This window comes from Cryptosporangium sp. NPDC051539 (genome assembly GCF_044454545.1).
GTDB lineage: Bacteria > Actinomycetota > Actinomycetes > Mycobacteriales > Cryptosporangiaceae > Cryptosporangium.
In genome coordinates this window covers 131059-151693 of the sequence record NZ_JBITDV010000007.1, presented here as the reverse complement: position 1 = coordinate 151693, position 20635 = coordinate 131059, and the positions used below count along the sequence as shown (strand labels likewise).

The 20635-nt window shown below is 72.3% G+C and carries 16 protein-coding genes and 1 pseudogene; 6 read left to right on the top strand and 11 right to left on the bottom strand.

Features of this window, described 5'->3' with window-relative positions:
• Positions 1–132: 132 nt before the first annotated feature.
• From nudC to ACIBZJ_RS22615, 3 genes are read right to left on the bottom strand one after another with little or no spacing between them, the layout of a single operon-like run.
• Positions 133–1209 (bottom strand): NAD(+) diphosphatase, encoded by a 1077-nt coding sequence (nudC, locus tag ACIBZJ_RS22625; protein ID WP_395932595.1) that lies wholly within the window; start codon positions 1207–1209, stop codon positions 133–135.
• Positions 1206–2549 carry a M16 family metallopeptidase gene (locus ACIBZJ_RS22620; protein WP_395932593.1) on the bottom strand — a complete coding sequence of 448 codons (1344 nt, stop codon included), beginning with the start codon at positions 2547–2549 and terminating at the stop codon, positions 1206–1208. The genes nudC and ACIBZJ_RS22620 overlap by 4 nt, the downstream gene beginning before the upstream one ends.
• Positions 2546–3871, bottom strand: coding sequence for a M16 family metallopeptidase (locus ACIBZJ_RS22615; protein WP_395932591.1), 1326 nt, complete (start codon positions 3869–3871; stop codon positions 2546–2548). The genes ACIBZJ_RS22620 and ACIBZJ_RS22615 overlap by 4 nt, the downstream gene beginning before the upstream one ends.
• Before the next feature lie 176 nt (positions 3872–4047).
• Here ACIBZJ_RS22615 and ACIBZJ_RS22610 point away from each other — a divergent pair, with 176 nt between their 5' ends.
• Positions 4048–5898 carry an AMP-dependent synthetase/ligase gene (locus ACIBZJ_RS22610; RefSeq protein WP_395932589.1) on the top strand — a complete coding sequence of 617 codons (1851 nt, stop codon included), beginning with the start codon at positions 4048–4050 and terminating at the stop codon, positions 5896–5898.
• A gap of 138 nt (positions 5899–6036) precedes the next feature.
• Here ACIBZJ_RS22610 and ACIBZJ_RS22605 read toward each other — a convergent pair whose 3' ends face one another.
• Together ACIBZJ_RS22605 and ACIBZJ_RS22600 are read right to left on the bottom strand one after the other, a co-directional pair.
• Positions 6037–6939: a hypothetical protein gene (locus tag ACIBZJ_RS22605; protein ID WP_395932587.1), complete on the bottom strand. Its 903-nt coding sequence runs from the start codon at positions 6937–6939 to the stop codon at positions 6037–6039.
• A gap of 36 nt (positions 6940–6975) precedes the next feature.
• A complete protein-coding gene (locus tag ACIBZJ_RS22600; RefSeq protein ID WP_395932585.1) occupies positions 6976–7218 on the bottom strand; it encodes a hypothetical protein in 243 nt (80 codons plus the stop codon).
• A gap of 285 nt (positions 7219–7503) precedes the next feature.
• Between ACIBZJ_RS22600 and ACIBZJ_RS22595 the strand changes: the two genes are divergently transcribed.
• Positions 7504–8217 (top strand): VOC family protein, encoded by a 714-nt coding sequence (locus ACIBZJ_RS22595; protein WP_395932583.1) that lies wholly within the window; start codon positions 7504–7506, stop codon positions 8215–8217.
• A complete protein-coding gene (locus ACIBZJ_RS22590; RefSeq protein WP_395932581.1) occupies positions 8214–9047 on the top strand; it encodes an alpha/beta fold hydrolase in 834 nt (277 codons plus the stop codon). Before ACIBZJ_RS22595 ends, ACIBZJ_RS22590 begins: the two co-directional genes overlap by 4 nt.
• On the opposite strand, the gene ACIBZJ_RS22585 is transcribed toward ACIBZJ_RS22590, so the two are convergent.
• Together ACIBZJ_RS22585 and ACIBZJ_RS22580 are read right to left on the bottom strand one after the other, a co-directional pair.
• Complete coding sequence (locus ACIBZJ_RS22585; protein ID WP_395932579.1) at positions 9025–12261, bottom strand: ATP-dependent helicase; 3237 nt, start codon at positions 12259–12261, stop codon at positions 9025–9027. The two genes, ACIBZJ_RS22590 and ACIBZJ_RS22585, sit on opposite strands and share 23 nt — an antisense overlap.
• Positions 12258–15377, bottom strand: coding sequence for an ATP-dependent helicase (locus ACIBZJ_RS22580; RefSeq protein ID WP_395933227.1), 3120 nt, complete (start codon positions 15375–15377; stop codon positions 12258–12260). Before ACIBZJ_RS22580 ends, ACIBZJ_RS22585 begins: the two co-directional genes overlap by 4 nt.
• A 237-nt stretch (positions 15378–15614) precedes the next feature.
• On the opposite strand from ACIBZJ_RS22580, the gene ACIBZJ_RS22575 reads away from it, so the two are divergent.
• The 3 genes from ACIBZJ_RS22575 to ACIBZJ_RS22565 are packed head-to-tail and all read left to right on the top strand — an operon-like array spanning position 15615 to position 18960.
• Positions 15615–16139 (top strand): PadR family transcriptional regulator, encoded by a 525-nt coding sequence (locus tag ACIBZJ_RS22575; RefSeq protein WP_395932577.1) that lies wholly within the window; start codon positions 15615–15617, stop codon positions 16137–16139.
• Positions 16136–16807, top strand: a complete 672-nt coding sequence (locus tag ACIBZJ_RS22570) for an ABC transporter ATP-binding protein (RefSeq protein ID WP_395932575.1) — start codon at positions 16136–16138, stop codon at positions 16805–16807. The genes ACIBZJ_RS22575 and ACIBZJ_RS22570 overlap by 4 nt, the downstream gene beginning before the upstream one ends.
• A complete protein-coding gene (locus ACIBZJ_RS22565; RefSeq protein ID WP_395932573.1) occupies positions 16804–18960 on the top strand; it encodes an FtsX-like permease family protein in 2157 nt (718 codons plus the stop codon). Before ACIBZJ_RS22570 ends, ACIBZJ_RS22565 begins: the two co-directional genes overlap by 4 nt.
• Here the strand turns inward: ACIBZJ_RS22565 and ACIBZJ_RS22560 are convergent.
• The 4 genes and pseudogenes from ACIBZJ_RS22560 to ACIBZJ_RS22545 form a co-directional block, all read right to left on the bottom strand.
• Entirely contained in the window at positions 18929–19756 is an 828-nt protein-coding gene (locus ACIBZJ_RS22560; RefSeq protein WP_395932571.1) for an alpha/beta fold hydrolase, read from the bottom strand. The genes ACIBZJ_RS22565 and ACIBZJ_RS22560 overlap by 32 nt on opposite strands.
• Entirely contained in the window at positions 19753–19935 is a 183-nt protein-coding gene (locus tag ACIBZJ_RS22555) for a Clp protease N-terminal domain-containing protein (protein WP_395933225.1), read from the bottom strand. The genes ACIBZJ_RS22560 and ACIBZJ_RS22555 overlap by 4 nt, the downstream gene beginning before the upstream one ends.
• Before the next feature lie 99 nt (positions 19936–20034).
• A pseudogene (locus ACIBZJ_RS22550) lies at positions 20035–20331 on the bottom strand (Clp protease N-terminal domain-containing protein); the annotation flags it as partial.
• Between the two features lie 10 nt (positions 20332–20341).
• A complete protein-coding gene (locus tag ACIBZJ_RS22545; protein WP_395932569.1) occupies positions 20342–20569 on the bottom strand; it encodes a hypothetical protein in 228 nt (75 codons plus the stop codon).
• Positions 20570–20635: the final 66 nt, after the last annotated feature.

Genomic DNA, 20635 nt, shown 5'->3' with positions numbered 1-20635 from the left:
CCGTTTCAACTCACTGGACATGACTGACCTCCGCTGGCCCTGAGTACGAAGGGCCGCCCCGAAGAGAAGAGGGGGCTCACCGGGGCGGCCTCACTTCCACAGAGCCCCGGCCGCCGCCGGTGATACGTCAGGTCAGAACGGGTTTTCGATCCGTTCGTCGCGCCAGGCGGTGAGCAGTTCGTGCGCGATCGAGAGCGGCGGCGGGACGATCGGCGCCGGTCCGGGGCCGCGTCCGCGCAGCTGCCCGCGGGAGAACCAGCACGCGTCGGCGAGCTCGGCCTCCTCGACGGTCACCGGCTGGTCGGACTCGGCTAGCGCGTAGAAGCCGAGCATCAGCGATGCCGGGAGCGGCCAGGCCTGGCTCGCCAGGTAGCGGACCTCGCTGATCCGGACCCCGGTCTCCTCCGCGACCTCGCGGAACACCGCGGCCTCGGCCGCCTCGCCCGGCTCCACGAACCCGGCGACGCAGGAGTAGCGGCCCTCCGGCCAGGTCAGGCCGCGGGTGAGCAGGCAGCGCCCCTCGTCGCCGGCGACGCCGTCGTGCACCAGGACGATGATCGCCGGGTTGGTCCGCGGGTAGACGATCTCCGAACCGTCGACGGCCTCGGCCTCCCACCCGCCCGCACGCCAGCCCAGGCGGGTGCCCGTGCGGGGCCCGTACCGGTAGTCGCGGTGCCAGTTGGCCAGCCCGATCGCGGCGGTGAGCAGCGACGACTCGAACGGCACGAGCTCGGCGCCGACCTCGCGCAGGCTCACCGTGCGCTGTCCGTCCGGCAGCTTCTCCGGCAGCGCGGCCAGCAGCGCGAAGTACGGGATGCCGTCTTCCTCGGCCAGGAACAGCCGGTCGGCGTCGGCGACCGACGCCGAGGGGTCGTCGCTCGCGAACCAGACCATCCGCGGCGCCTCGGCCGGGCCCTCGACGACGACCCGGCCGCGCTCGTCCAGCAGCAGGATGCGGCCCCGCTGCCAGGCGTCGTCGAGCCAGGGACCGTCGAGCCGCCGGTGGGCGGCCCGCTCCGGCATGGCCCGGCCCAGCGCCAGCCGCCGCCAGACCGGGGCGGCCGGATCACCGCCGGTCGGACCGGACCCGCTGTCGGCGGGCCAGTCGTCGTCGGCCGGCTCGGCACTCGTCGACCAGGACGCGGTGCGTTCGGAATCGAGCGGTACCCCTTCGGAGGCTTCCGAGCCCTCCCGCTCCGACGTGCTCACGGCCGGTCGATCGGACCGAGGGCGCCGAGCGGGCCGGTCACCACGCCGGCGTCACCCAGCACGACCGTCACGCCGCCGGACGGGGCCAGGTGGCCGGCCGCGGCGGCGGCGACCTCCTCCAGCGTCACCTTCGCCAGGCGGATCGGATGCTCGGCCAGCCAGTTCAGGTCCAACCCGGTGCCGGCCAGCGCGATCAGCATGCCGGCCAGCCCGGCCTGCGAAGACACCGACAGCGCGAGCGTCCCGATCGCGTACTGGCGGGCCTGCTCGAGTTCTTCCGCGGTCGGCGGCAGCGTCGCGATGCGGCCGAGCTCGTATTCGATCTCCAGCAGCGCCGGCGCGGTCACCTCGGTCGCGACGTCGGCGCTGACCAGCGTCATCGAGCCGGCGGCGGAGTGGTCGACGCTCGAGTGCGGTGAGTACGTGTAGCCCTTGTCCTCGCGGATGTTCTCCACCAGCCGGGAGGAGAAGTAGCCACCGAAGATCAGGTTCGCGAGCTGGAAGGCCGCGTAGTCCGGGTTCGCCCTCGGCACGGCCGGCAACGCCACCCGCAGTGACGACTGCACCGAGCCGGGGCGATCGACGAGCAGCAGCGGCCCGGTCGTCAGCGCCGGTACCGGCGGGGTGCGGTGCGCGCTGCCGGTCGGCGACCAGCCGCCCAGCGTCCGCTCGACCAGGTCGAGCGTGGCGGCCGGGTCGATGCTGCCCACGACCACCAGGATGCTGCCGAGCGGCAGGACGCGCTCGGCGTGCAGGGTCTGCAGCGCCGGCGACTCGATCGCCCGCACCTGGGCCGGCTCCGGCGTCTCGATCGCGTACGGATGGCTGCCGTACACCCGGCGCAGCAGCGCCCGGCGGACCGCCTGCGCGGGCTGCGAGAACGCGATCTGGATCCGGTCGGCGAGCCGGTCGCGCTCGGTGCGCACCTCCCGCTCGGGGTAGGTCGCGGTCGTCAGGACCTCGTTGAGGACCTCCAGCAACCGCCCGAGCCCGTCCGCGAGCGTGTTGCCCGAGACGACCAGCCGGTCGGGGTCGGCGCCGACCGAGAGGCCGCCGCCGATCGTCTGCAGTTCGGCCGCCAGCTCGACGTTCGTGTGCGCCTCGGTGCCGGACATCAGCGTGTTCGCCAGCACGGCGGCCACCGAGACGTCGTCCTGCGCGTCGGCACCGGCGAACGGGACCCGTAGGCGCAGCTCGACCAGCGGGACCGTGCCGCGGCGGACCGCGACGACCTTCAGGCCGGTCGAGAGCGTGCGTTCGGCGACCTCCGGCTCCGGCAGCGCCCGCGGCTCGTCGAGCGCGGGGACCGCACGGCGGGGCGCGGCGTGCGACGGGCTCACTGGGCACCTCCGGGAACCAGCTCGAGCACGGCCCGGCGGGCCGGGCGCAACTGCTGCGCCGCGGCCACGACCTGCTCGGAGGTGACCTCGGCCAGCAGATGCGGCAGGTCGTTGATCAGTTCCGCCCGCCCGCGCTGCTGCTCGAGCACGGCGGTGGTGAGAGTACGGCCGAGCACCGCGTCCACCTCTCGCAGTAGATGAGCCGCCAGCCGGGCCTGCACCCGGGAGAGCTCCCCCGGCGTGAGACCGGAGTTGGCCAGCCGGTCGAGTTCCTCGTCGATGGCGGTGATGACGGTCTCGGACTTCACCGCGGGCGGGTAGTGCGCCTGCAGCAGGAACGCGGTGGGGTCGCGGACGTCGAACGGGTCTCCCATGAAGCCGAGGTAGCCCGAGATGCTGGTCGCGATCGCGTCGGTGAGCACCAGACGCCCGACCAGCCGGGACGCGTCGCCGTCGGTCAGCACCTCGGCGAGCACGACGTACGGGAGATAGGCCTTCAGATCGTCGATCGGGTCGGGCACCCGCCAGGCCATCGCGACCGCGGGCAGCGGCGCCATCGCGTCGTGGTGGACCGCGCGGCGCTCGGACGTCAGGTCGGGCTCGGCGAACGACGGCCGCTCCGGCACCGGACGCGCGTCCACGTCACCGAAGTGCAGCTCGATCAGCTCGGTCGCACGGGCCACGTCCAGGTCGCCGCCGACCGCGAGCACCGCGTTGCCCGGCGCGTAGTACGTGGAGAAGAAGCTCTGCGCGTCCTCGACGGTGGCCGACTCCAAGTCTTCGAACGAGCCGTAGCCGTCGTGGGCGTTGGCGAACGTGTCGAACATGACCGGCGGCAGCAGCAGCCAGGGGAACCCGCCGTAGGGCCGGTTCTTGACGTTGACCCGGATCTCTTCCTTCACCACCGCGATCTGGTTCGCGAGGTTCTCCTCGGTGATTTCCGGCCGGCGCATCCGGTCGGCTTCGAGGAAGAGCGCGCGCTCCAACGCATTGCTGGGGAGCGTCTCGTAGTAGTCGGTGTAGTCGAGGTGGGTGCTCCCGTTGAAGACACCACCGGACGCCTGCACGTACCGGAAGTGCGCGAGCTTCTCGAGGTTCTCCGAGCCCTGGAACATCAGGTGCTCGAACAGGTGCGCGAACCCGGTGCGGCCCTGGGGTTCCGATCGGATGCCGACGTCGTAGACGACGCCAACCGCGATCACCGGAGCGGAACGGTCCGGCGTGAGGACGACCCGGAGGCCGTTGGGCAGCGTGAACCGCTCGACCGGAAAGCCGGTGGCGGGAATCGTGACCGGCGCACCGGCAGAGGTAGGTGCAGACACGTCCCCGACCCTAGCTGTCTGCAGCGGCTGACGACTGCGACGCCCGCCCCCGCGACGCATCGGGTATGCGGGCCGTCACCCGGATCGATGCAGTTCCCCCACCTCGGCAATCTCCGCACACGTGCGTATGTCCGCCCGTACCGTGTGCGACATCACACTCCAAGGGGGCGCCCAGCATGACCGTCACCGTTGACACCGGACATCGCTCGATCGGCCAGCTTTTTGTCGCTCAGGTGACGAAGAACCCGACCGGGCGGGCGTTCTCGGGGCCGGCGCCGATCACCACGACGACCGCCGAGGGTGCCATCGGCACCACGAGCCTCACCTGGCAGGAGACCGCCGACCAGGTGTTCGCGCTCGCCGCGGGCCTGGTCGAGCTGGGCGTGAGCCCGGGCGACCGGGTCGGTATCGCGGCCGGCACCCGGGTGGAGTGGATCCTCGCCGACCTCGCCGTGATGTGTGCCGGTGGTGCGACGACGACGATCTATCCGACCACCGAGGCCGGTGACGCGGCGTTCATCCTCGCCGACTCCGGCAGCGTCGTCCTGTTCGCCGAAGACGCGACGCAGCTCGCGAAGTTCCAGGAGCGGCTCGACGACCTGCCCGACCTGCGAGCGATCGTGACGTTCGAGCCGGTCGAGACCGCCGGCGACGACGGTCCCGAGGTGCTCAGCCTGTCCGACCTGCTCAACCGGGGCAGCGACCGGCTGATCGCCGAGCCGACGCTGATCGAGGAGCGCATCGCCGGTATCGGGCCGGAAGACCTGGCCACGCTGATCTACACGTCCGGCACCACGGGCCGGCCGAAGGGCGTCCGGCTGGTGCACGCGAACTGGATCTGGGAGTCCGAGGCGCAGGCCGGCCTCGGCATCATCGAGCAGCACGATCTGCAGTACCTCTGGCTGCCGATGGCCCACTCGTTCGGCAAGGTTCTGCTCTGCGCGCAGCTCACGCTCGGGTTCGAGAGCTACGTGGACGGCCGGGTCGACAAGATCGTCGACAGCCTGGCCACCGTGCGGCCGACCGTGATGGCCGGTGTGCCCCGAATCTACGAGAAGGTCTACAACCGCGTCCGCGGCATGGCGCACGACAAGGGCGGCGCGACCTGGAAGATCTTCAACTGGGCGCTCGGCGTCGGCCGTGAGGTCGTGGCGCTGCGGGAGCAGGGCAAGCAGCCGTCCGGGCTGCTGGCGCTCAAGTACTCGATCGCGACGAAGCTCGTGTTCAGCAAGCTGCAGGCGCGGTTCGGCGGGAAGATGCGCGGGATGATCTCCGGTGCGGCGCCGCTGTCCCGCGAGGTCAACGAGTTCTTCCACGCGGCGGGCATCCCGATCTACGAGGGCTACGGGCTCACCGAGACCGCGGCCGGCGCGTTCGTCAACCTGCCCGAGCGGTTCCGGCTCGGCACGGTCGGCCTGCCGCTAGGCGACCTCGAGGTGAAGATCGCCGAGGACGGGGAGATCCTGCTGCGCGGCGGCAACGTCATGCGTGGCTACCACCACCTGCCCGAAGAGACCGACGCGGTGCTGGACGACGACGGCTGGTTCCACACCGGCGACATCGGCGAGCTCGACGACGGGTTCCTGCGCATCACCGACCGGAAGAAAGACCTGGTGAAGACGTCGGGTGGCAAGTACGTCGCCCCGTCGTACCTCGAGGGTCTGTTCAAGACGATCGTTCCGCAGGTGAGTCAGGTGCTCGTGCACACGCGGAACTTCTGCACGATGCTGATCACGCTCGACGAGGACGAGATGCGGACCTGGGCGCAGGGTGCCGGGCTGGAATCGCTGGGGACGGCCGAGCTGGCCGGCCATCCGCAGGTGCGGGCGCACGTCCAGGCCGGCATCGACCAGCTCAACGGCCAGGTGAACCGCTGGGAGTCGATCAAGGGGTTCGTGATCCTGCCCCAGGACCTGTCGGTCGACAACGGCGAGATCACCCCCTCGCTGAAGGTCCGCCGCAAGTTCGTCGAGGAGAAGTACTCCAGCGAGCTCGACGGCCTCTACGCCGGCTCCCCTTCCGACTGACGATCATCCTGACGCCTGCAGGGCGCGCGCCGGTCGCTTCCGCGACCGGCGCGGTCGTTCCCGGTATGCGTGAATGAACCCTCGCCCAGGCCCGGACCGGGGCAAGGGTTCAACCACGGCACCCGCCCGCGAGCACGACTAGGCGGGTTGGATGCTCGCGATGACCTTGTCGATTTCGGGGTCCAGCTGTTTGTGGGTGTCGGGGATCGAGATGTAGAGGACGGCCGCGTCGGGGCGGCCCACGTCGACCAGGACGACGGCGACCTGCTCGCCGCGCGCCTGCAGGCCGCTCGCCTGGAACGTCAGGTGGAACGTCGACACCCAGGCCGGGCGGCCGCCGACGATGACCTGCTCGTCGCGGGCCTGCTCCTTGACGTTCGGCTGCGGGTAGTACGCCCGCCGGACGTCCTCGGCGACCTGGCGTCCGGCGCAGGGCAGGTTCAGCGTGAGGCTGTCGCCGACCGTGGCCGGAACCTTCCCGGACAGCACCGACGCCAGGTAGTCACCCTGTGAGTACGACTCGGTGACGAAGTAGTAGCCGGTCCGGAAGTCGACGCCGAGGGTCCCCTGGCCCCAGGAGCCGCGGTCCCAGGTCACCCAGGGCTGCCCCAGGCGCAGGTACGAGATGCCGGAGTCACGGTCGTCGATGCGCGGCCCCTCGACCGGCGGCTCCTCTTTGCCGCCCGGCGCCGGATCTGCGGACGCCGGTGGGCACAGCTGGGCGAGCGGCGGCCCGGACGGCTCCGGATCACCGCCCCCGAACGGCCCGAACAACGACGACTGCTCAGTGCGGAAAACCCCGGTGAGTGCGAGAACGAGAACCACGACCAGCACCACAGCGAGACCGACCCCACCGCCGATGAGCCACCGCAGCCCGGATCCGGAGGCCGGCGGCGGCACCCGGGGCGACGGGGCGGCGGGCGGCCGGAATCGCGGGGAAACCGGCGCACCGGTGGTGGGCGACACCCACGTGACGCCGGACGGCGGCCGGCCACCCTCGGTCGGGCGGGCCCATGGGCTCGGCTCTCCGGGCGTCGTCATGCTCTCCGCTCCCGTGGACTTCCGCCCGGGGTCGGATCAGCGCGGCTCGAACCAGCTCACGCCCTGGAAAACCCGGGTGACAGCGACGAAGCTCCGCACTTCCTCGCTGCGCTCGACCGTCTGATTGTCCCTCACGGATTGCGTCCGGTCACGCGCGGCGGAGAGGTCTGGCACCTGCCAGGGTGTCAGGGCGACCAGGGCCGCTACCGCCAGGCCTACCGTGGCACTGAACACCACCGTCGACCACCCGGCAGCCTGGGCTCGCCGGTACAAGCGCATCCTCGACACCTCCCGGTCGTCTCCGGACGTCGCCCCGCCCGGAGTAAAAGTCCCTCACGCCGTCAGACGCTCCGAGACTCCTTGCGGTTGCATTCAAGAGCTAGTCTCTTGCGTTCGCCGTCGGCGATCTGTCAGCGGGGCAACGTACTAATGTCGCGATCCGGTCACTGCGGCCCGCTAGTTCCCTGACATTCGCCGCAAGCCGGACTCGGGATGTGATGCACATCTCACGCCTCACTGGTAACAGCTCGGCGACCATGTCCGGGCTGCGGCACAGTGACTGATATGCCGAACGCCTCGTTTCGCGATTTGTGTCTGGACGCCCCGTTGAACAGCGCGGAGGAGCTCAGCCGGTTCTGGGCCGACGTGCTGGGCACGGTGAGCACCGAGGCGACCCGCGGCTACCGCGTCGAAGCCCGGCCGGGAGAGCCGCGCGCCAGCCAGATCTGGGTCAACCCGGTCCCCGAGCCACGAGCCGGGAAGACCCGCGTCCATCTCGACCTGCGGCTTCCGGAACCGGATCCGTCTCCGCTGGTCGCGCTCGGCGCCCGGATCGTCACCGAGCCCGGCACCGACCCGTGGTGGGTCCTCGCCGACCCGGACGGCAACCTGTTCTGCGCCTTCCCTCCCGGGGAGACGCCTCCGGCGCGAACGACACCGTTCGAGCTCGTCGTCGACTGTTCCGACGCGCTCGCGCAGGCGACCTGGTGGGCGGCTCAGGTCGGCGGCACCGTGCACGAAGCCGAGAGCAAGGGCTACGCCTGGATCGAGGGTGCGGCCGGCTTCCCCTGGAACGACTGGGTCTTCGACCCCGTCCCCGAACCCAAGACCGTCAAGAACCGCCTCCACTGGGACGTCGACCTGGCCGGCGCCGATCCCGGACCGCTGATCGACGCCGGGGCGACGCTGCTCCGGCGCCCCGACACCGACATCTTCTGGTGGGTACTGGCCGACCCCGAGGGCAACGAGTTCGACGCGTTCGGGAGCGAGACCCGATGACGCGATACACCGCCGACGGCCTCACGTTCGACGTCACGATCGGCGGGCCGGCCGACGGGGAGCCGATCGTCCTGCTGCACGGTTTTCCGCAAAACGCCGGCGAGTGGGACCGGGTCGTGGAACCGCTCCACGAGGCCGGGTACCGCACGTTCGCGCCGGACCAGCGCGGCTACTCCCCCGGGGCGCGCCCGCGCGAGATCGCGGACTACCGCACCGACCACCTGGTGGCCGACGCGGTCGCGCTGCTCGACGCGTTCGGGCTGGAGTCCGCGCATCTCGTCGGGCACGACTGGGGCGCGGTCGTGGCCTGGCACCTCGCCGGACGTCACCCGGATCGTGTCCGGACGCTGACCGCGCTGTCGGTGCCGCACCCGCGCGCGTTCCGCACCGCACTGCGCGAAAATTCCGAGCAGCGGCGCAGGTCGACGTACATGCTGTTCTTCAAGCGCAAGTGGGTGGCCGAGCGCGCTCTGCTGGCGTTCGGCGCCCGGCAGTTGCGCAAGGTGTTCGACGGCTCGGGGCTGACGCCGCAGCAGGTCGACGCGTACGTCGAGCCCCTGCGCGAAAAGGGCGCCCTCACCGCCGCGCTGAACTGGTACCGGGCGATGTCGGGCCGGGACGCCGCCGAGGCCGAACCGGTCCGCGTCCCGACGACGTACGTCTGGAGCGACGGCGACCGGGCGCTCGGCCGTGCCGGGGCCGAACTCTGCGGCACCTATGTGGAGAGCGACTACGAGTTCGTGGAGCTCGACGGGCTCAGCCACTGGCTGCCCGACCAGGTACCCGACCGCATCGCCGAACTGATCGTCACACGCGTGGCAGCGCGCTGATCAGCGCGATCAGCCCGTCGGAGTCGAGGAGGTCGGCCGGCCGGTCGGTCCGGACCGCGCGGACGTAGTGGAACGCCGCACTGACCTCGTCCACCCCGCACCCGGCGAGGGCGGCCCAGGCCAGCCGGTAGGCGGCCAGCTGCACCAGAGCGGCATCGGCGGCCGGGCCGGTCGGCGGGCGTCCGGTCTTCCAGTCGACGACCTCCCAGCCGGACGTGGTGCGGAACACCGCGTCGATCCGGCCCCTCAGGACCACTGAGCCCAGGAGCGTCGCGAACGGTACCTCGACGTGCTGCGGCACCCGGTCGGCCCACTCGCTGCGCAGGAACGCCTCCTGCAGCGCGGGCAGTTCGTCGTCCGGTGACTCACCGGCGTCGGCGGCACCGGGCAGTTCGTCCAGGTCGAGCAGCCGGTCGGCGCCGAACCGCCGCTCCAGCCAGGCGTGGAACGCGGTGCCCCGGCGGGCCAGCGGGGCCGGGGGCGACGGCACCGGCCGCCGCAGCACGCGCGCCAGTTCGTCCGCGTCGCGACGGAGCAGCACCAGCTGCGAGACGGTCAGCTGACCGGGCAGCGGCACCTCGACGAGGTCGTCGGGCCGGGCCGCCTCGCGCTCGGCGAGCAGCATCTCGGCCTCCTCCGACCAGGCGTCGCCGGCCTCCCGCTCGGCCTCGGTCTCGTCGGCGGTCGCTGCCGCGACGACCAGAGCGGCGGCTTCCTCCACTTCGTCCCGGCGGGCGCCGAGCGGATCGAACGGCCAGAGCGCGACCCGGCCCGCGGCCAGCAGCGGGTTCTCGGTGCCCGGCGGCGGCTCCTCGGTCCACACGTCGACCACGCCGCCGCCCGCGACGCTGTGTTCGTGCACCTCGAGGAGGAACTGGGACGGGCCCCGGGGTTCGACACCGGCGTCCCACCAGGCCCCGGAGCAGAGCAGCGCGTGCCGGGCGCGGGTGACCGCGACGTACACCAGCCGACGTTCGTCGGCGGTGGCCCGAGCCTTCCAGGCGTCACCGAACCGGGCCAGCGCGGCCTTGGCCTCACCCTGGTCGGTCACTCCGGTGAGCACCAGCGACGGCAGGTCGGACGCGTCGCCGCGCAACTCGAACGGCAGGACGCCGAGGCCGCGGCTCCAGGTGTCGGACATCTTCGCGGCACCGGGAAACACTTTCTCCGACAAGCCGGGCACCGCGACCACGTCCCACTCCAGGCCCTTGGCGGCGTGCACGGTGAGCACCTGCACGGCACCCGGCCGGACGTCGACCTGACCCGGCGCGAGCCCGCGTTCGCGCTCGTCGGCGGCGCTCAGGTAGGAGAGGAACGCGCTCAGCGTCGGCTGTTCGGCGGCCTCGGCGAAGTCGGCCGCGACGTCGGCGAACGCGTCGAGGTGCGCGCGGGCCAGCGACGCGGTGCCGGGCGCCGCGGCGTCCAGCGTCCGGCTGCCGACCTCGATGTCGAGGCCGAGCGCCAGTTCCACTTCGGCGACCACGTCGGGCACCGGCTGGTTGACCCGCAGCCGCAGCCGCCGCAGCTCCTGGGCGAATACGGTGAGCCGCTCGTGTCCCACCGGGGAGTACGCCTCGGCCGGCCCGAGGTCGTCGAGCGCCTCGATGACGCTGCGCTCCTCGGCCTTCTCGATCGGCAGGTCACTGGCCGCGGAGTCCGGGCCTTCGTGCGCTTGCGCGAGCTCACGGGCGCGCCGCCCCAGAGCGTCCAGATCGCGGGGACCGAACCGCCACCGGGCACCGGAGAGCAACCGGATCAGCGCGGCACCGGCTGTCGGATCGATGAGGACGTTCAGCGTCGCGACGAGGTCGCGGACCTCGGGGGTGGCGAGCAGACCGCCGAGACCGACCACCTCGACCGGCAGACCGGCCGCCCGCAGCGCGTCGGCCAGGCGCTCGAACTGGTTCCTGGTCCGGGCGAGGACCGCGACGGTGGGAGGCTGGTCTGCGGCGCGCCAGCGGGTGGCGATCTGCGACGCGATCCAGACCGCCTCGTCGTTGACGGTCTCGTGCAGGGCGCAGAGCAGCTCACCGGGGTCGGTGCGGTGCGGTGCGGCCCGCAGTTCGGGCACCGGGGTGCCGACGATCGCGTCGGTGACCCAGGCGCGGGGGCCCGGGGTGCCACGCAGGGGGGCCGAGAGTGCGTTGGCCAGGTCGAGGATCCGCGGCCCGTTGCGCCAGCTGGTGGTGAGCGGCAGCACGGGCGTGTCCCCGCTGCGACGCGGGAAGTGTTCCGGGAAACGGGTCAGGTTGCCCGCGCTGGCGCCGCGCCAGGCGTAGATCGACTGGCAGGGATCGCCGACCGCGGTCACCGGGTGGCCGTCACCGAACAGCGAGCGCAGCAGCACCAGCTGCGCGTGGCTGGTGTCTTGGTACTCGTCGAGTAAAACGATCCGGTACCGGGCCCGCTCGACCCGGCCGACCTCCGGGTGGTTGCTCGCGACGCGTGCGGCCCGCGACACCTGGTCGGCGAAGTCCATCAGCTCGTCCCGGCGTTTGTGCTGGTCGTACTCCTCGACGAGCGGCAGCAACTGCAGGCGGGCGCGCTGGACGTCGAGCACCTTCTTCAGCTCGGGCGCCAGGTCGTTGCGCTGACGCGGCCCCTTGGGCAGCGCGACGATCCGGCGGACGAACGCCTCGGTCCAGCTGACCAGCTCGTCGGTGGTGCGCAGGTGCTCGGCGAGCTGACCGGCCAGGTCGAGTACGGCGGTCGAGACGGTCGGCGGGGTCCAGTCGACGTGGGACATGTCTCCGTCGTAGATCTGGACCGAACCGCTGGCCAGTTGCCAGGTGCGGGCGTCGGTGAGCAGCCGGGCGGACGGCTCGTACCCGGCCCGCAGCCCGTGCTCGGCGACCACCCGGGCGGCGTATGCGTTGTAGGTGGCCACGGTGGGGTCACCGACCTGGACGCCACCCTGCATGACGCCGCGCAACTGCCCCAGCCGGTGCCGGACCCGGTTGGAGAGCTCGGCCGCGGCCTTCCGGGTGAACGTGAGGCCGAGCACCTCCTCCGGCCGCACCAGGCCGTTCGCGACCAGCCAGACGACCCGGGCGGACATCGTCTCGGTCTTGCCCGAGCCGGCCCCGGCCACCACGAGCACCGGTGCGAGCGGCGCCTCGATCACCGCGACCTGCTCGTCGGTCGGCCGGGGCAGGTCGAGGCGCTCGGCGATCTCCAACGCCGAGAACGACCCGGCCGGCCAGCCGTCGGTCACTCGTCGGTCACCTGTCCCGAGACGATCGGGCAGGACGAGGCGACCGCGCACATCCGGCAGTAGTTGTTCTGGGTGGCCTCGAACACGCTGCCCGCCATGCCGTCGGCGACGTCGCGGACCAGGTGCTCGGCCCAGTTCGTCTCGGGCGGATCCTGCTTCTGCTCGGAGGCGCGCCTGGTCGGCATACCGATGTGGACCAGCGAGGCTCCGCCGGTCTCGGAGCCGTGCTCCCCAAATGCGCCCTGCTCCACCGCCAGCTGGTAGACGCCGAGCTGGGAATGGGTCTTGACGGCCTCCTCCGGCGGCTTGCTCGCCCCGGTCTTGAGGTCGACGACGACCAGCCGGCCGTCGTCGTCGCGTTCGAGGCGGTCGACCCGGCCGCGGATCGTCGCGCGCCCGACGTCGACCGAGAACTCGCGCTCGACCGCGATCAGCTGACGCGGGTTGCCGGCCAGCCATTCGGCCAGCCGGTCGACCATCTGGGTGGCGCGTTCGTGCTGCTTGCGGCCGTACCAGCCGGTGACGTCGACCCGGCGCCAGCGCTCGTTCAGCCGGCTGGAGAGCGCGTGCAGGTCGGGCACGGTCTGCACGGCGCTGACCTCGGCGGCGACGTCGTGCACGACCGTACCGATGCCCTGGGCGGTGCTGGTGGTACCGCCCCCGCTGGTCTCCAGCAGCCAGCGCAGCGCGCAGGTCTGGAACGCCTCGACGCGCGACGGCGAGACCGAGACCCGCTCGTCCGGGCCGCGCAGCGCCTGCGCGTCGGAGAGCGGTGCGAAACCCCACCACTCGGCCGGGTCGGCGCCCGGCACCCCGGCACCGGCCAGCCGGGCCAGTTGCCGCGCGGCGGCTCTGCGCCGCACCGGATCGCCCTCGCGATCCAGTACGACGCGACGCAGCTCGGCGACGAGGGCGGGCAGCGTGAGCTGACGGGGCACCACCGCGGTGGGCCGTTCCGGCTCGAGCAGCGGGTCGACCTCGTCCAGGAACCGGGACGCCTGCTCGGCGTCCTCGCCGTCGACGGTGTCGACCGCGGTGATCAGCACCGCCCGCCGGGCCCGGGTGACCGCCACGTAGAACAGCCGCCGCTCCTCGTCGAGCAGCGCGGACAGGTGCCCGGCCGGTTGGTGCGGACGCCCGGCGACGACGTCGACCAGCTCTTCCGAGCCCAGCACGCTGCCCCGCGGACGCAGATCCGGCCAGAGCCCCTCCTGGACGCCGGCCACCGCCACGACGTCCCACTCCAGGCCCTTGGCTCCGTGCGCGGTGAGGATGCGGACGACCTCGGCGCGGCGCCCGGTGGGCGCGATCGAGTCGGCCGGGATGCGCAGGTGCTCGAGGTAGTCGAGGAACATCGCCGGGGTGGCGCCGGGCAGACCGTCGACGAACCGGGCGGCCTGGTCGAACAGCGCAACCGCAGCGTCGAGGGCGGAGTCGGCGTCGGCGCCCTCGGAGCCACCGCGCAGGCTCTGTTCCTCCCAGCGGGCGCTGAGGCCGGACGTCTCCCAGGCGGCCCAGAGCACCGACTCGGGAGTGGCACCGGGCGCCTCGGTCGCTTCCCGGACGGCCTGCAGCACGGCCGCGACCCGCCGGGCCGGGCGGCCCCACTCCGAGTCGATCGGGATCAGGTCGCGCGGGTCGGCGAGCGCCTCGGGCAGCAGCTCGGCCGACGACCGGACGTCGCCACCGGCCGACGCGACCAGCCGGAGCTGCTGACGGAGCCGCCGCAGGCTCAGCGCGTCGGCGTCGCCGAGCGGGGACGTGAGCAGGCCGACCGCGGCTCCGTCGTCCAGACGCTCCGGATGCAGCGCCACGCCGAGTGCCTTGACCAGCGGCGCGACCCCGCGCTGCTGGGCCAGCGGCAGTTCGTCGGTGTCGATCTCGACCGGGATGCCGGCGTGCATCAGCCCGCGGCGCAGCGTGGACGCCGAGCGGGGAGCGGACCGGACCAGCACCGCCATCCGCGACCAGGGCACGCCGTCGATCAGGTGTGCGCGGCGGAGCCGGTGCGCGACGTAGGCGGCCTCCTGCGTGGCACTGCGCACGATCGCGACCTCCACGCCGTCGGCGAGGCCAGGTGGGGTCTCCGCCCCTAGGTGGGGAGTGCGCTGCCGGACGCCGCCGCGCAGGCGGGTGGCGACCCGGTCGGCCACCTCCTGCAGCGCGGGACCGGCCCGGTGGGCGGTGTTCAGGATGATCGCGGGGGCCGGCTCGCCGTCGGCGGACGGGAAGTCGTCCACGAACGTGCGGACGCCATCCGGGTCGGCGCCGCGGAACGAGAAGATCGACTGGTCGGGGTCTCCGGCGACGACCAGGAACCGGCCGCCGTCGCAGAGCAGCCGGAGCAGTTCGCGCTGGGCCGGATCGGTCTCCTGGTACTCGTCCACGAAGACGTACTGGCGGGACCGGCGCTCCTGCGCGAGCAACTCGGGATCGTTGCGCAGCAGCGTGACGGCTTCCTGGATGATCAGCGCGTTGTCGTAGCCGGGGCCCTGGTTCAGGCTTTCCGCGTCGCGGAGCTCCAGCACGTCGAAGTACTGCTCGAGGAAGAGCGCGGCCGCGCGCCAGTCGGCCCGTTGCTGCTGCCGGCCCAGCTCGTCGAGGCCGACCGGATCGATGCCGCGCTCCATCACGCGGAGCATCAGGTCACGCAGTTCGGCGGCGAAACCGCGGGGTGCCTCGAGCTGCTCCGGGTCGGGCCAGCGGACGCCGACCCCGTCCACGTTTCCGTCCAGCAGGTCGCGGATGAGCGCGTCCTGCTCGGGGCCGGTGAGGAGGCGGGGCGGGCGTTCGCCGCGCAGCGAGGAGTCACGCCGGAGCAGACCCCAGGCGTACGAGTGGAACGTGCGGGCGAGCGGCTCGGTGGTGGTGGTGCCCAGGCGCTCGGTGATCCGTTCGCGGAGGCGGCCGGCGGCCTTGCGTCCAAAAGTGAGTACGAGCACCGATTCGGGGTCGGCGCCGGCTTCGACGCGGGCCACCACGGACTCGACGAGCGTGGTGGTCTTTCCGGTGCCGGGCCCGGCGAGCACGAGCAGCGGCCCGGCGTCGTGCTCGGTGACCGCGAGCTGATCGGAATCGAGTGCGAAGCGCTCGGCCGGCACGGTGGACGGACGCACGAGCCGGTAGCGGTTCTCGCCGCGGCGAGGCCGGGGCCGGGCCGGTGCGGGCGCGGGGGCAGCCGCCAGCGCGGCGGCACCGGCGAAGGCCGGCGGGACCGCGCCGACCCTACGCGGCTCTCTCTCACCCACCTTCGCATTAGACCTCGCGCGCACGACAAGAGTTGCCTCGCCCCACCGCAGGCTTCCGAATCTGGCTATGTACGCGGCGTATACTCTCAGCGTATAGTCGCGCTCATGAGCGTTCCACTGACCCTCCTTGGCCTGCTCGAACGCGAGCCGAGCCACGGCTACGACCTCAAGCGCGACTACGACACGTTCTTCGGTCGCGGAAAGCCCCTCTCGTTCGGCCAGGTGTACTCGACGCTCGGCCGCCTGGCCCGGGACGGCAAAGTGGTGATCGGCGAGGTCGCTCCGGGCGAAGGCCCGGAGCGGAAGCGCTACCTGATCACCGAGCGCGGGGCGACCGAGGTCGACACCTGGCTCACCGAGCCGGTCGAGCCCGAACCCACCCTGCAGAGCATCTTGTTCTCCAAGGTCGTCCTGAGCCTGATGCTCGAGCGACCGGCCGAGGAGTACCTCGATCGGCAGCGGGCGGCGCACCTGCGCCGGATGCGCGAGCTCACCGAGCTCAAGCGCTCCGGCGAATTGGTCGACGCGTTGCTCGCCGACCACGCGCTGTTCCACCTGGAGGCCGACCTCCGGTGGATCGACCTGACCAGTGCCCGGCTGGGCACCCTCGCCAAGGCGGTGCAGCGATGATCCTGACGGCTTCCGAGCTGGAGCTCTCGTTCGGCGAGACGCCAGCGCTGCGCGGCGCCTCGCTCCAGGTGGAGCGCGGGGAGATGCTGGCGATCATGGGGCCGAGCGGCTCCGGTAAGTCCACACTGCTGCACTGCCTGGCCGGAATCCTGACGCCGTCGTCGGGCTCGGTGGAGTTCGCCGGGTCGCGGCTGGACACGTTGTCGGAAGACGCGCGCAGCGCGCTGCGGCGGGAACGGTTCGGATTCGTGTTCCAGTTCGGGCAGCTCGTGCCGGAGCTCACCGCGGTGGAGAACGTCGCTCTGCCGCTCCTGCTGAACGGGGTCCGGCGGGGTGCGGCCGTCCGGCGAGCGACGCCGTGGTTCGAGCGGCTGGGGCTCGCCGGGCTGGAGCGTCGCCGATCGGGTGAGCTCTCGGGCGGGCAGGCTCAGCGCGTCGCGCTGGCGCGCGGGCTCGTCGCCGGCCCGGAGGTCCTGTTCGCGGACGAGCCGACCGGCGCGCTCGACTCGCTGACCGGTGAGCAGGTGATGGATCTGCTGGTCGGCGTCGCACGGGCGGACGGGACGACCGTCGTGCTGGTCACGCACGAGCCGCGGGTGGCGGCGTACGCGGATCGCGAGGTCGTCGTGCGTGACGGGCGCGTCAACAGCCCGGCGCTGACCGCATGAGGACCCATCGACTGGCCATGGCCCGGTTCGGGCTCCGGCTGTCGGTCACCGGCGGACGCGAATCGGTGGCCCGCCTGGTGCTGATCGCGAGCGCGGTCGCCCTCGGCGTCGGCATGCTGCTCGCGATCGTGGCCGGTATCAACGCGGTGACCACGCAGAACGACCGGACGGCCTGGCTCTCCACGCGGGGGGAAGATTCAGACCCGTCCGGGTCGCTCTGGTGGCTCGACCGGCACGACTTCTTCCGTGGGCACGAGATCGAGCGGATCGACGTGGCCGCCGCCGGTCCGGACGCCCCCGTGCCGCCCGGCGTCGAGCGACTCCCCGGGCCCGGGGAGTACTACGTCTCCCCCGCGCTGCGCACGCTCCTCGCGTCCACATCGGCCGAACAGCTCGCCGACCGGTTCCCCGGCCGGCAGGCAGGCGTCCTCTCCAAGGACGCGGTGCCGGCGCCGGACGACCTGATCGTGCTGGTCGGCCGCGCGCCGGACGACCTGACGTCGATCGGGGGCGTCGACCGGATCTCGGCGATCAGCACCAAGACGCCGGAGTCCGACGCGTCGGTCATCAGAGCCATTCTCGGCATCGTCGCGATCGGGCTGCTGTTCCCGATCCTGATCTTCATCAACTCCGCGACGCGGCTCGCGGCCGCCCGCCGGGAGCAGCGATTCGCCGCGATGCGGCTGGTCGGGGCGACCCCTCGGCAGGTCTCCTGGGTCGCGGCGGTCGAGTCGACCGTCGCGGTGACGATCGGCACCGTCGTCGGTTTCGCTCTTTACGCGGCCCTGCGCGGCCCGATCGCGGAGATCCCGTTCACCGGCGCCGCGTCCTATTCGGACGACGTCCGGCTGACGGTCGGCAACGCACTGCTGGTGGGGCTGGGCGTGCCGGTCGTGGCGGCGTTCTCCTCGCTGTTCGCGCTGCGCCGGGTCCGGATCTCGCCGCTCGGCGTGACCCGGCGGGTGACACCCCGGCCGCCGGGGATCTGGCGGATCGTTCCGCTGATCGTCGGCCTCGCCGAGCTGGCGTGGTTCGTCGGGCACCGGCCGGCCTCGACCGACGAGCAGACCTACGCGTACCTGGGCGGCATCCTGCTGGTGATGATCGGGCTGATGCTGGCCGGTCCGTGGCTGACGATGGCGTTGTCGCAGGTGCTGGCCGCACGGTCGAGCCGAACGTCGACGCTGATCGCGGCCCGGCGGCTGGCCGACGACCCGAAGGGCGCGTTCCGGTCGGTCAGCGGCCTGGTGCTGGCGCTGTTCGTCACGACGGTCGCGATCGGCGTCATCACGACGATGACCTCCGAGCGCCGGGCCGAGAGCAGCCCCGGCGACGCGAGTCGCCTGCAGTTGTACGTGCCCGAGGGGGTGACCGCGGTGCCCGCCTCGGTCGACGCCCGGCTCCGGGCCACCTCCGGAGTGACGCACATCGTCGGGGTCAAGGTCGCCGGGGGCTCTGGCTACACGACGCTGGCGTCCTGCGCCGACCTGGCCCGATGGCCCGACCTGGGCCGCTGCCCGGCCGGTGCCGCGGTCGTCGAGGTGCAGTCGGCCGAGCTCGAGCCGGGGACGGTCTGGCCGGCGTCGACGGTGAGCGCCGAGGAGCTCGCGCGCCTTCCGCTGGCCGAGATGTTCGTCCAGACCGACGGGTCGGCCGTCGCTGTGGAGCAGGTCCGGACGGCACTCGAGGCCGGGTTCGGAGACTACGCCCAGCCGCCGAGCTCCGAGGCCGACCGCAACTCGAGCTTCCTGCGGGCGATGGCGGTCTGGCGGCAGGTCGCCAGCGTGATCATCCTGGCCAGCCTGCCGATCGCCGGTTGCAGCCTGGCGGTGGGCGTGGTCGGCGGGTTGATCGAGCGGAGGCGTCCGTTCAGCCTGCTGCGGCTGAGCGGGGCACCGCTGCGGGTGCTGCGCCGGGTGGTCGCGATGGAGAGCGCGCTCCCGCTGCTGGTCGTGTCCGCGGTGGCGATCGGGAGTGGACTGCTGGCCGCGCACCTGTTCCTGCGGTCGCAGCTGAACATCTCGCTCCGGGCGCCCGGGGCGGAGTACTACCTGGTGGTGGGCTTCGGGTTGATCGCGTCGCTCGGGCTGATCGCCTCGACGCTGCCGCTGCTGCGGCGGATCACCGAGCCGGAGTCAGCACGGAACGAATGAGCGCGGCGAACTCGGCCGGATGGGTGAGGTACCCGGCGTGGGCACCGGGGAACTCGGTGATGCTGAGGCCGAGCCGGGACGCGAGGACCTGGTTCGGCCGGTACGGCAGGAGCCGCCCGCCGGGGCCGTCCGAGTTCCGTCCGCCGGCCAGCACGAGCCGGGTCTTCGCGCGCTTGAGCGCGCGGAGGTCCGGCACCTGCCGGACGTACTGCCGCAGCTCGTGCTCGAAGAAAAAGTCCTGGGCGGACGCCAGCCGCGCGAGCACCGGCGCGTCGCCCGGCGGCGGTTCCGCGCCGGTGGCGGCGCTGAACACCCGCATCGCGGTCGCGGCGCCTTCGGCCCGGTACGTGGCGTGGACGTCGTCCAGCAGGTCGAGCCAGCGGCCGGCGTCCGGGAGCAGCGGGATCAGCGGCGGCTCGTGCGCGATCACCCTGGCGACCCGCTCGGGATGGCGCGCCAGCAGGTGCAGCGCGACGATCGCGCCCGAACTGCTGCCGAGGACGTAGCCCGGGGAGTCTCCGAGGAGCCGCAGCGCGTCCTCGACGTCGATCGTCAGGCGCCGGTCGTCGTCGACCGGGCCGCCGGACGCGCTGCGCCCGAAGCCGCGGCGGTCGTAGGTGACGACCGTGAACTCGCGGGCGAGCAGCCGGGGTAACGCGCCGAAGCTCGCCGCGTCGCCGGTACCGCCGGGGATGAGCAGCAGCACCGGACCGTCGCCGATCCGCTCGGAGTAGAGCGACTCGGTGGCCGGGTGGACCGCATCCCGGGGGCCGGCCGTCCGGGCGGGGGCGCTCATGCGGCCTTCCTCAGGTGCTCGAGGGTGGCTTCGCGCAGGTCGTCGAGCTTCACGTCGGCGTCGACGATCAGCTTGGCGCCGAGTCCCTCGCCCTCGCGGATCAGCCCGAGCAGGATGTGGTCGCTGTTGATATCGCGGCTCTGCAGGCGGAGGGCTTCGCGGAGCGAGAGCTCGAGCACCTTCTTGGCGCGCGGCCCGAACCGGCCGCTTCCGTTGCCGCGGCGGAACAGCCCCCGCTTCTCCTCGGGAATCGGCGTCGACCAGGACTCGGGGCCCAGCGTGCGATCGATGCTGGCCAGTACGGCGTCCAGGTCGATGCCGATCGTCTTGAGCGCCTCGACGTCGTCGTCGGAGAGCAGCTTGCCGGACCAGCCGGCGGCCTGCTGGAGATCGTTGCGGATGCGGTCGTAGCCGAGGCCGGCCGCGCGGAGGACGATCCCGGCGCCGGCGGTGTCGCTCGCGAGCATCGCCAGCAGCAGATGCTCGGTGCCGATCATCGGGTGGCGGAGTTGGCGGGCCTGTTCTCGGGCGTCGACGACCAGGTCGCGGGCATCGTGGGTGAATCGCTCGAACATCGCTGCTCCTCTAGGTCCGGGGGCCCGGATCGCGCCGGGCGTACTTCTTGTGCACGGCCTGCTTGCTGACTTCGAGAACCTCGGCGATCTCTTGCCAGGACCAGCCCGACCGGCGTGCGTTCTCGACCTGCACGGCTTCCAGCGTCTCGGCCAGTCGGCGGAGGGCGCGGACGGCCCGCAGGCCGACCCGGGCGTCCCCGCTGCTGGCCGCCGCGGCCAGCTCCGTAGCTTCGCTCATGCCGTCAACGCTAGTTGACGATGACGGCCGCGTCAACTGAAGTTGACAACAACCTGAAGCGTCCGC

What these genes read in the sequence shown, in the direction of transcription:
- ACIBZJ_RS22610 (WP_395932589.1), top strand. Translation starts at nt 4,048, where the DNA reads ATGACCGTCACCGTTGACACCGGACATCGCTCGATCGGCCAGCTTTTT.
- ACIBZJ_RS22605 (WP_395932587.1), bottom strand. Translation starts at nt 6,939, where the DNA reads ATGACGACGCCCGGAGAGCCGAGCCCATGGGCCCGCCCGACCGAGGGT.
- ACIBZJ_RS22600 (WP_395932585.1), bottom strand. Translation starts at nt 7,218, where the DNA reads ATGCGCTTGTACCGGCGAGCCCAGGCTGCCGGGTGGTCGACGGTGGTG.
- ACIBZJ_RS22595 (WP_395932583.1), top strand. Translation starts at nt 7,504, where the DNA reads ATGCCGAACGCCTCGTTTCGCGATTTGTGTCTGGACGCCCCGTTGAAC.
- ACIBZJ_RS22590 (WP_395932581.1), top strand. Translation starts at nt 8,214, where the DNA reads ATGACGCGATACACCGCCGACGGCCTCACGTTCGACGTCACGATCGGC.
- ACIBZJ_RS22575 (WP_395932577.1), top strand. Translation starts at nt 15,615, where the DNA reads ATGAGCGTTCCACTGACCCTCCTTGGCCTGCTCGAACGCGAGCCGAGC.
- ACIBZJ_RS22570 (WP_395932575.1), top strand. Translation starts at nt 16,136, where the DNA reads ATGATCCTGACGGCTTCCGAGCTGGAGCTCTCGTTCGGCGAGACGCCA.
- ACIBZJ_RS22565 (WP_395932573.1), top strand. Translation starts at nt 16,804, where the DNA reads ATGAGGACCCATCGACTGGCCATGGCCCGGTTCGGGCTCCGGCTGTCG.
- ACIBZJ_RS22560 (WP_395932571.1), bottom strand. Translation starts at nt 19,756, where the DNA reads ATGAGCGCCCCCGCCCGGACGGCCGGCCCCCGGGATGCGGTCCACCCG.
- ACIBZJ_RS22545 (WP_395932569.1), bottom strand. Translation starts at nt 20,569, where the DNA reads ATGAGCGAAGCTACGGAGCTGGCCGCGGCGGCCAGCAGCGGGGACGCC.